Origin of the sequence: Pseudomonas floridensis (assembly GCF_002087235.1) — a bacterium.
Classification (GTDB): Bacteria; Pseudomonadota; Gammaproteobacteria; order Pseudomonadales; family Pseudomonadaceae; genus Aquipseudomonas; species Aquipseudomonas floridensis.
In genome coordinates, this window is record NZ_MUIO01000131.1 from 19,352 (window position 1) to 28,777 (window position 9,426).

A 9,426-nucleotide genomic window follows, 5' to 3' on the forward strand; every position below is an offset into this window, starting at 1 on the left:
TCAGGCACCCCATTAATCTGCAATCACGGTGCGAACAGCCCATTCATCCCGCCCTGTGGAGTTACGCCATGTACCCGACACTGACCCATCCGCTGCTCTGGAGCGCCTTGCTGTTGTTGGCCGATGTGCTGATCTGGCACGTTGCGCCGATGCAACAACGGGTGGCACGGGTCAGCGTTCGACTGGCGTTGTTTCTGGCCTTCAGCACGATCATCATCAATGCCGGAATCAGCCCGTTGCAGGCGCCGTCCTGGCCGGATGACAGTGTGGTCCAGCTCGGTGCCACGGCGCTGGCCATTCTCTGGTGGGTGTACGCCGCCAGGGTGCTGACGGTATTGATCGGCCTGGCGCTGATGCACCGCATCGGTCATAGCGGCAGACTTTTGCAGGATGTGATCGGTGCGCTGGTGTTCCTGATTGCGGTGGTGGCCGCAGCCGGCTATGTGCTGGAACTGCCGGTCAAAGGCCTTCTGGCGACCTCCGGTGCGATGGCGATCATTGTCGGTCTGGCGTTGCAGAGCACATTGAGCGATGTGTTTTCCGGAATCGTCCTCAACACCACCAAGCCGTATCAAGTGGACGACTGGGTGTCGATCGACGGTGTCGAGGGCAAGGTGACCGATATCGACTGGCGGGCCACGCACCTGCTGACTCACGCGGGCAGCACCGCCGTGGTGCCGAACTCGGTGGCGGCCAAGGCCAAAATCGTCAATCTCAGTCGCCCGACCCACATGCACGGGGTCTCGATCAGCATTCAGGTGCCCACGCACATCCGCCCGCGCCGGGTGCTCGATGCGCTCGAACGCACATTGCAAGGCAGCAGCAGCCTGTTGCTGAGCCCTGCGCCCAAAGCGGTGTTGCAAGCCTCCGGGGAGAGCATGTCCGAGTACGTGGCGAGTGGTTTCATCGCCGACCTGAGCAAGAAAGGCGAAGTGCGCAATCAACTGTTCGACCTTGCACACCGGCATCTGGAAGCCGCCGGCATCGTGCGCCAGCAAGACACCGCCAGCGAACCGGTCTCCCGTGCCCGTGCGCTACTGGAAGAAGTCAAAGTGTTCCGCTCGCTCAGCGAGCAGGAACGCGAGCATCTGGCGCAGCACATGACCGCTCAGCAGTACTCGGCCGGACAAGTAGTGCTGGACCTCAATGAAGTGCCCGACGGCCTGTTCGTGATCGCCACCGGCGTGATCAGCGCGGCGGTAGCCGATGGCGAACACCGTATCGAAGCCGGTCGCATGGGACCGAGCGAAGTGCTGGGCGAGCAGGGACTGCTGGGCGACACACCCTCCGAAGCCTGCTTCACCGCACTGACCTCCAGCATCGTCTATCGCATCGACAAAAACATCGCCCGCGCCTGCATGGCGCAATCCGGCCAGGTGAATACCGCGCTGCACAAACTGCAGGCCGTACGCCAGAAAAACGCCCATTCGATCCTGCTGGCGCGTGCGCAGCAGGTGCGAAAAGGCGGCTTTCTTGGCTGGCTGCAAAGCCGTTCGTGAACATCCGTCGCGTCGTCGAAACGCGCGGAACAGAGCGGTCCGAGCAATCAGCTAGCCACTACCCGCCTGATAGTTCGAATTAACAACGATTAACTCGTCAGTGCGGCGTGCGAAATCAAGAATAGCGGCCTCTGCGCAAATCTTTGCCCATGGAAAGACCCCCTCCACCAAGGACATTTGCCATGACCCATTTTCAACGCTATGCCTGCAAACTCTGCCCTGAGGCAAACAGCCTCGACACACTTGGTCGCCACAGTGGTGGACTGTCTCCCTGGCGTGAACGGCTGGCCAAACAGCTGATTCGCGACAACCTCAGCGAAAATATCGAAGTGGCCGAACTGGCACGCGCCTGTGCGCTGTCGCGCAGCTATTTTTCCCGCGCATTCAAATGCAGCACCGGCCTGTCGCCTCAGGAATGGATTCGCGAGCAGCGTCTGGCCCGCGCCAAGTGCCTGATCCAGCACACCGCCATGAGCCTGACGCAGATCAGTCAGGAGTGCGGTTTCTGTGATCAGTCGCACTTTTCGCATATCTTCTCCCGCGCCGAAGGCATCAACCCCTTCACCTGGCGCGGGCATGCACGAAATGCGGGCCAGGGCGCGGGATTGACGGCGCCGTAAGCAGAAGCCTTCAGGCTCTGTACGAAAGTCGGCGAGCGAAGGTCAGGCACCAAGGAAGCGGCGTCTACGCGTCGTAACTGAGTATTCCGGGCCTGTTTTAACGCAGCATCCCCGAGCGCAGCCATTTTTCGTAAAGCGCCTGGGCTATTCTGCACGCGGACGTTCTCACCCATTGCCACAGGAACACAGCGTTGATCGTTATCAGCGAGCAGGCCATACGTTTCGGCCCTTACCGCATCTACCCGCAACAGCGTCTGGTGCTGGAAGCCGACCGACCGTTGCGGTTGGGTCGACGCGCCGTGGACATTTTGCTGGTGCTGCTGGAACACGCGGGAAATGTGGTCAGCAAAAAGCTGTTGATGAACCGAGTCTGGCCCAGAACCGTAGTAGAAGACGGTAATCTGCGGGTGCATATGGCGGCCTTGCGCAAAGCGCTTGGCGACGGTCAGGCGGGGCAACGCTACATCGTCACCGTTGCGCAACGCGGTTACAGCTTTGTCGCCCCGTTTACCCTGGAACGCAGTGAGAACGCGCCGTATGCCCGCATGAATAACCCGCACAACCTGCCCATGCCTCGCGCCCGAATGCTGGGCCGTGACGCGCTGGCCGACAAGGTGGTCTGCCAGTTGCAGCAGCAGCGCTTCATTTCTCTGGTCGGTCCCGGCGGTATTGGCAAGACCACCATCGCCCTGCGCGTGGCCGAGCAACTGATCGGGCGCTACCGGGACGGCATTCTGTTGCTGGATCTGGCACCGCTCACCGATCCGGCAGTGATCGCTGTACACCTTGCCTCCTTGCTGGAGCTGTCGTTGCCGGACGACGAACCCGTGGACCACATCGCTGCACGGCTGCGTGAGCGTCAGATGCTGCTGGTGATCGACAACTGCGAACACATGATCGACGCAAGTGCGGCGCTCTGCGAAAGCATTCTGCGCCGCGCACCGCAGGTGCATATTCTCACCACCAGCCGCGAGCGGCTGAGGGCCGAGGGCGAGTGCGTGCAGCGCGTGGAAGCGCTGGACTGCCCGCCGCTGGAGAGCCTCGATCGCGCAGCCGCCATGGATTTCCCCGCCCTGCAACTGTTCGTCGAGCGGGCCATGGCCAGCCACGAACAGTTTGAGCTGACCGATGAAAATCTGCCGCTGGCCATCGAACTGTGCCAACGACTGGACGGCATTCCGCTGGCCATCGAGCTTGCCGCCGCGCAGGTCGGCCACCTGCACCTGAGTGGCGTTCTGGAACATTTGCAGCACAGTTGTCGAGAGCACAGCGACGATCCCTCCGAGGCACTGACCCGCCACCAGACATTGCGCACCACGCTGGACTGGAGCTACCAGATGCTCAGCGTCCGGGAGCAGAGTTGCCTGCAACGGCTGGGCATTTTCCAGGGGCGCTTCTCGCTGGAATCGGCTGCCGCCGTGATCACGGATCAACCGATCGCAACCCGCGACGTGTTCACCGCCATCACGCAACTGGTGGCCAAGTCACTGCTGAACGTGGAGGTCGGTGATGACGAGGTCGCCTATCACCTGCTCGATACCACACGCCGTTATGCGCTGGAAAAACTGCGGCATCATCAACAGCTACCTTCCACTCAGGAACGTCACGCCCGACGCTGCGTGGCGATCATGGAACAGGCTCGACTGGACTGGGAAAACCTGCCCACGACGCAATGGATCGGGCGTTACAGTCGAAGCCTGGAGGACATCCGCTCGGCACTGGCCTGGGGCCTGGACGCAGACAACCCGCACGTCCTCGCCATTCGCCTGGTGGCCCAGTCGGCGCCACTGTGGCAGGAGCTGTCATTGCTCAAGGAGCACGGCACTTACGTGCGCAAGGCGCTGGACCTGCTGAACGCCAACCCGCTGCCCTGCCTGGATCTGAAAAAGTTTCTGACGCTGGCGCAGGGCAATTTTTCGTATCACACCGTCGGCGGTAAGCCGGAGACGGTAAGCGCTTTCAGCACCGCGCAACGCCTGGCTGAACAGTCCGGCGACCTCTCGGGCCAGTTGCAGGCCATTTCCGGTCTGGTGGCCGTCAATCTGTGCAACGGAGATTACCTGCCAACACTTGAACAGAGTCGCCAGTTCTACCGTCTCGGGCTCGACGCCAACGAGGCGCTGCGCCTGAGCGCGCAACGCCTGCGGGCATTGGCACTGCATTACAACGGGGATCAGCGACAGGCCCGGCGCGACGCCGAGCAGGTCATTCAACGCATGGCGCAGAGCGGGCATTTGAACCGATTCACCAAAGGCTTCGGCATTCAGTACGACCTGAGCGTTGCCTCGCTGACCCTGCTGGCGCGCATTCTCTGGTTGCAGGGCTTGCCCGAACAAGCTTCGCTCACCGCGTCTCAGGCATTGGACGTGGCGTTGCAGATCAACCACGGCGCATCCATCTGCTACAGCCTGGCCGTGGCCGGTTGCCCCATCGCGTTTCATACCGGCGACAGGCAGGCCGCCAGCCATCGGGTGAAACTGCTGCGAGAACAGGGGCAAAAGCATTCGGTGTTGCTTTTCCATCGCTGGGCGAACCTTTACCAGACACTGCTCGACGACGCGCCGCCCGCTATCGACCAGCCGCAGGGCACCGGCTTGATTCGAGACATCATGGTCACGCTGGGCGCCGGTCCGGTGGATTCTGCGCTGGCCGGCCAGGCTCAAGCGGGCCTGACCGGCTGGTGCACGGCAGAACTGCTGCGGTGCAGGGCCGAAGCGGTGCAGGTGCACGATGAGGCGGAAGCCGAGGCGCTGTTGCTGCAAGCGCTGGAGGTGGCGCGCGCTCAGCACGCGCTCGCGTGGGAACTGCGCTCGGCGACATCATTGGCGGGGTTGTGGCAGCGCCAGGCAAAAGCGCAGCAGGCCCGCGTGTTGCTGGCGCCGGTTTATGCGCGGTTCAGCGAAGGATTCGCGACTCCCGACCTGCTGGCGGCCCGGGCCTTACTCGACCATTTGCATTGAGCGGGCGCTGGCGGCCAGCCAGCGTTGCAGGCTGAGGTGGCGGGCATGGCGCGCGGTGAAGGCCTGAAGCTCGCCACTGTGGTCGAGTTTTTCCAGCGCATACGCACGGGTGGTGTGTGACAGCCGATAGCGCACTGCCTGCACACCCGAGACACTGGTCAGCAACGAGTGACGCTCCAGTTGCACCAGGGCGTCGCGCACCGATTCAGCGCCCAGGCCATCACAGCCGATGACATCCACCGCCGATTCGCCCGTAAATGCCTTGTCGAAGACCGCCAGACGACGCAACACCATCTGCTCGCGCACACTCAGGTGCCGATGGCTCCAGTCCAGCGATGCACGCAGCGACTGATGACGCGCCTGCGCGGTGCGCCGTCCCTGAATCAGCCATTGCAGGCAGTGATTCAGTTGCCCGTGCAGCCCGACCAGCGCGAACGCTTCGACTTGCGCGGCCGCCATCTCCAGCGCCAGTGGCAGCCCATCGAGCTTGCGGCATAGGGTGACGATGAATCCCATGTCACGCTCTTGCACCACCAGCCCCTGCTGGCAGGCCTGAGCACGACTGATGAACAGTTGCACGGCCGAGTACGCCAGGCCCTGATCGACACTGAGCTGCGCTGACGAGGTCGGCATCGTCAGCGGATCGAGCCGGTGCAGCGCTTCGTCGTGGGTCTCCAGCGGCTGACGACTGGTGGCCAGAATCGCCAATTCAGGCCCTTGGGTCAGCAACGCTTCGATCCATTGGCTGCAGAGTGCGCGCTGCGCCTCACAATTGTCGAAAATCAGCAAACGGCGTCCCTTGGCCAGTTCATCGAACAGACTGGCCAACGAAGGCGCGCCCTTTCGTTTCAACAACGCCCCCAGAAACACAGCCAGCGCCTGCTCACTGTCCACTGCCGAAACGTCGATCAGGCACACGCCATCCGGATAGCGCGACACCAGACGCTCGGCCACGCTGCAGGCCACAGTGGATTTACCGATGCCGCCCGGTCCGATCAAGGTAATGAAGCGTCGTCCAGGCAACTGCCGTATCAGCTTGCCCAACGTTTCTTCGCGGCCAATGACCGGCGTCAGGCGCGTGGGCAGGTTGTTTGGCGCGATCAACGGTGGCGCTTCAGGCGGATCCGGACACCGGCGGACCTCGGCGATAAAGCGATAACCGCGTTGCGGCAGCGTCTCAATATAAAGCCGCCCGCCATCCAGCGCCCGGCGCAGCGCGGCAATCTGCACCCGCAGGTTGATCTCTTCGACGATGGAGTCCGGCCAGACCCGGGCGATCAAGGCCTGCTTGTCGACAATCTCGCCAGCGTGCTCGAGCAGAATCAGCAGGATGTCCAGCGCTCTCCCGCCAAGGCGCAGTGCCTTGCCATCGCGCAGGATCAGACGCTGGCGCACATGAAGGGCGAACGGACCGAACAGCAGAACACCTTCCAAGAAAGCTGCGTCGGGCTCGTTTGAAGTCTCTGGCTGGCTGAAACGCCGGGGCTGGCAGTCCATTGCATCACCTTCTGAACAATTCCCGTTCATCTTGGCAGGCAACGGCGGTGGAACAAGTTTTTCAGGGGGAGTCACACGGTCAACGCGGTGCCGGATACGGACACCCCGACGATAGACCGGAAACTAACTGAACTGCTCGCGGTACTGGCTGGGCGTCAGGCCGAGTTTCTCGCCGAACAGAAACCGCATGTGCCGCACGCTGCCAAAGCCGCTCCGGTAGGCCACGGTCTTGAGCGGCAGGTCGCTGACTTCCAGCAGGCTGCGGGCGCGGTCGATCCGCGCACGCTGTAGAAACTCCATCGGTGTCATCTGCACTTCTCGGCTGAACAGCCGCGCAAAATGCCGGGCGCTCATGTTGGCCATTCCAGCCATGCGCTCAATGCTGAACGACTCGTCGAGGTGCTCGAGTACGTAATTCTGCACCCGTGTAACGGCGGTCTCCTGTGGCGCGACGGCGGTCATCAACGGGCTGAACTGCGCCTGACCGCCCTGACGCTTCATCAGCACCAGCAGCACTTTGGCGACGTCCTGAGCGACTTTCTTGCCGTGATCCTGCGCGACGATGGCCAGCGCCAGATCGATGCCGGCCGTCACACCGCCCGAGGTCAGCAGGTTACGGTCGTGAATGTAGATCTGGTCGGTCTCGACGATGGCCTTTGGAAAGCGTTTGATCAGGCGGTCCGTGTAATGCCAGTGCGTGGTGACGCGATGGCCGTCGAGCAAGCCCGCCTCGCCAAGAATGAACGCACCGGTACAGATCGAGCCTATGCACCGCGACTGCCCCTTGGCCTCCAGCAACCAGCGCACCAGCGGCTGATGCCTTTCGTTGTAAGCACCCGGACCACCAGGCACCAATAACAAATCGTAACTGACCGTCGCCTGTTCGATATGCGCATCGGCCGTGACCCGCACGCCATTGGACGCCAGAATGGCGTCGTGCCGAGTGCCCACTGTGCTTATCTGGTAGTGCTCTTCGGGCGGCAGATAACGGTTGGCGATGGAAAACACCTCCATTGGACCCGCCATGTCGAGCAGGAGAAAATCCGGAAACAGGACCATTGCCACGGTTTTCATGTGCGATGCGTTACCTGAAGAGAAAAAGGTCGAAGCCGCATTATGGCTGAGATGGCACGGGATGGGGATTGGTACGGACAAAGACACGAAGAGCGCGTGTCGGCCCAATCACTGTCAACCACAGCGAGACAGTCATTCATCTTTCAGCTACTTATTGCGACAGTCGATAACCAGTAACCTTCATCTCAATCAGTCGATACCTGAATCAGCAGGGTCGACAACAGGATGGAGAAATTATCATGCTGACTCTTCGCAAAGCTTCCGATCGTGGCGCAGCCAATCATGGCTGGCTGAACTCCTTTCACACCTTTTCGTTCGCCAGCTATCACAATCCGAACGAAAGAGGCTTTTCCGACCTGCTGGTGATCAATGATGACCGCGTAACCGCAGGCAAAGGCTTCGGTCAGCACCCGCATCGCGACATGGAGATTTTTTCCTATGTGCTCGAAGGCGCGCTGGAACACAAGGACACGCTGGGCACCGGCTCGGTCATCCGTCCGGGCGACGTGCAGTTGATGAGCGCCGGGAGCGGCGTGGCACACAGTGAGTTCAACCACTCGCAGACCGAGGGCGTGCATTTTCTGCAGATCTGGATTGTGCCGAATGTCAGGGGCGCGACCCCGATCTATCAACAGGAACACTTCAGCACCGAGCAGAAACGTGGCCGCCTGCAACTGATCATTTCGCCAGACGGTGAAGACGGCGCATTGAACGTTCGTCAGGATGCCCGGGTGTATGCCGGTCTGTTCGACGGTGACGAGACTGCCACACTGAAACTGGCTGACAACCGCTATGCCTACGTACACGTTGCTCGTGGCAGCGTGGTGCTCAATGGTCAGGCGCTGGGCGAAGGCGATGGGGTGCGTGTACGTGACGAACAGGTCATCACCTTGAGCGAGGGCGTGGATGCCGAAGTGCTGGTGTTCGATTTGCGGCCCAACGAACTGCCGCAAATGCCTTGAACACGAGGCACATGCATGTCATCGCACAAACGCCGCCCACCTGGGCGGCGTTTGTGTTTAAAGACAGTCGAAGCGATCGAGTTATAACGTTGTTTAACTTGATCCTGGCGAGTGCCTGTTCCACGCTTTGCAAAGACGCAGGCAGCATTGCACAGCCTTGCTTCTCAACCATCAGCCAGAGAGAACGGCCATGCCGCAAGATCATCAGCCTGATTGTGTACTTCTAAAACCCGCGGCGACTTATCAGGGCAAGCAGGGTCTGGATTACCAGGTCGGCATTTCCGCTGAAAGTGCCGGTGCGCGACATATCCACATGCAGTTGTTGACCATCCCGCCAGGCGGCAAAGGCAAGGCGCACAAACATCAGGAGCACGAGACAGCCATCTACGCGCTGAAAGGCGGTACGGGTTGCTGGTACGGCGAGGCGCTGGAGAAACATGCGGTTGTCGAGGAAGGCGACTTTTTCTACATACCGGCGGGCATGCCGCACGTGCCGTATAACCTCAGCCACGAGCACGAAGCCACCGCCCTCATCGCTCGCACCGACCCTAACGAGCAGGAAAGCGTGACCCTGATGCCGGAACTCGACGCATTGCTTGCGTCACGTCAGGGCTGAACGGACGCGGCTGGTTAACGGGTGCAGTTAATAACCAAAGGCGGAGGTGCCTGAAACGCGCATACAAAAACGCCGCTCTGTTGAGCGGCGTTTTCGTGAATTTGGAGCGGGAAACGAGACTCGAACTCGCGACCCCGACCTTGGCAAGGTCGTGCTCTACCAACTGAGCTATTCCCGCAAATGGCGTCCCCTAGGGGA

7 protein-coding genes and 1 tRNA gene are annotated in these 9,426 nt (G+C 61.2%); 5 read left to right on the forward strand and 3 right to left on the reverse strand.

Annotation, left to right across the window (positions count from 1 at the left end):
* The first annotated feature begins 68 nt into the window (after positions 1–68).
* From BZK31_RS25880 to BZK31_RS25890, 3 genes are all read left to right on the forward strand, one after another.
* Positions 69–1,499 carry a mechanosensitive ion channel family protein gene (locus tag BZK31_RS25880; protein WP_083186084.1) on the forward strand — a complete coding sequence of 477 codons (1,431 nt, stop codon included), beginning with the start codon at positions 69–71 and terminating at the stop codon, positions 1,497–1,499.
* 182 nt (positions 1,500–1,681) lie between these two features.
* Positions 1,682–2,119, forward strand: a complete 438-nt coding sequence (locus BZK31_RS25885) for a helix-turn-helix domain-containing protein (protein WP_083186085.1) — start codon at positions 1,682–1,684, stop codon at positions 2,117–2,119.
* 191 nt (positions 2,120–2,310) lie between these two features.
* On the forward strand, positions 2,311–5,079 hold the full coding sequence (locus BZK31_RS25890; RefSeq protein ID WP_083186086.1) for an ATP-binding protein: 2,769 nt from the start codon (positions 2,311–2,313) through the stop codon (positions 5,077–5,079).
* Here BZK31_RS25890 and BZK31_RS25895 read toward each other — a convergent pair.
* Together BZK31_RS25895 and BZK31_RS25900 are read right to left on the reverse strand one after the other, a co-directional pair.
* Positions 5,059–6,513, reverse strand: coding sequence for an ATP-binding protein (locus BZK31_RS25895; protein WP_244182737.1), 1,455 nt, complete (start codon positions 6,511–6,513; stop codon positions 5,059–5,061). The genes BZK31_RS25890 and BZK31_RS25895 overlap by 21 nt on opposite strands.
* Before the next feature lie 186 nt (positions 6,514–6,699).
* Positions 6,700–7,650 carry a GlxA family transcriptional regulator gene (locus BZK31_RS25900; RefSeq protein WP_083186088.1) on the reverse strand — a complete coding sequence of 317 codons (951 nt, stop codon included), beginning with the start codon at positions 7,648–7,650 and terminating at the stop codon, positions 6,700–6,702.
* Positions 7,651–7,889: 239 nt separating this feature from the next.
* Between BZK31_RS25900 and BZK31_RS25905 the strand changes: the two genes are divergently transcribed.
* Complete coding sequence (locus BZK31_RS25905) at positions 7,890–8,612, forward strand: pirin family protein (protein ID WP_083186089.1); 723 nt, start codon at positions 7,890–7,892, stop codon at positions 8,610–8,612.
* 190 nt (positions 8,613–8,802) lie between these two features.
* Positions 8,803–9,228: a cupin domain-containing protein gene (locus BZK31_RS25910; RefSeq protein ID WP_083186090.1), complete on the forward strand. Its 426-nt coding sequence runs from the start codon at positions 8,803–8,805 to the stop codon at positions 9,226–9,228.
* Between the two features lie 102 nt (positions 9,229–9,330).
* Here BZK31_RS25910 and BZK31_RS25915 read toward each other — a convergent pair.
* Positions 9,331–9,406 (reverse strand) — tRNA-Gly (locus tag BZK31_RS25915).
* Positions 9,407–9,426 lie beyond the last annotated feature (20 nt).

Coding starts and splice junctions, on each gene's coding strand:
- BZK31_RS25880 (WP_083186084.1), top strand. CDS start 69: ATGTACCCGACACTGACCCATCCGCTGCTCTGGAGCGCCTTGCTGTTG.
- BZK31_RS25885 (WP_083186085.1), top strand. CDS start 1,682: ATGACCCATTTTCAACGCTATGCCTGCAAACTCTGCCCTGAGGCAAAC.
- BZK31_RS25900 (WP_083186088.1), bottom strand. CDS start 7,650: ATGAAAACCGTGGCAATGGTCCTGTTTCCGGATTTTCTCCTGCTCGAC.
- BZK31_RS25905 (WP_083186089.1), top strand. CDS start 7,890: ATGCTGACTCTTCGCAAAGCTTCCGATCGTGGCGCAGCCAATCATGGC.
- BZK31_RS25910 (WP_083186090.1), top strand. CDS start 8,803: ATGCCGCAAGATCATCAGCCTGATTGTGTACTTCTAAAACCCGCGGCG.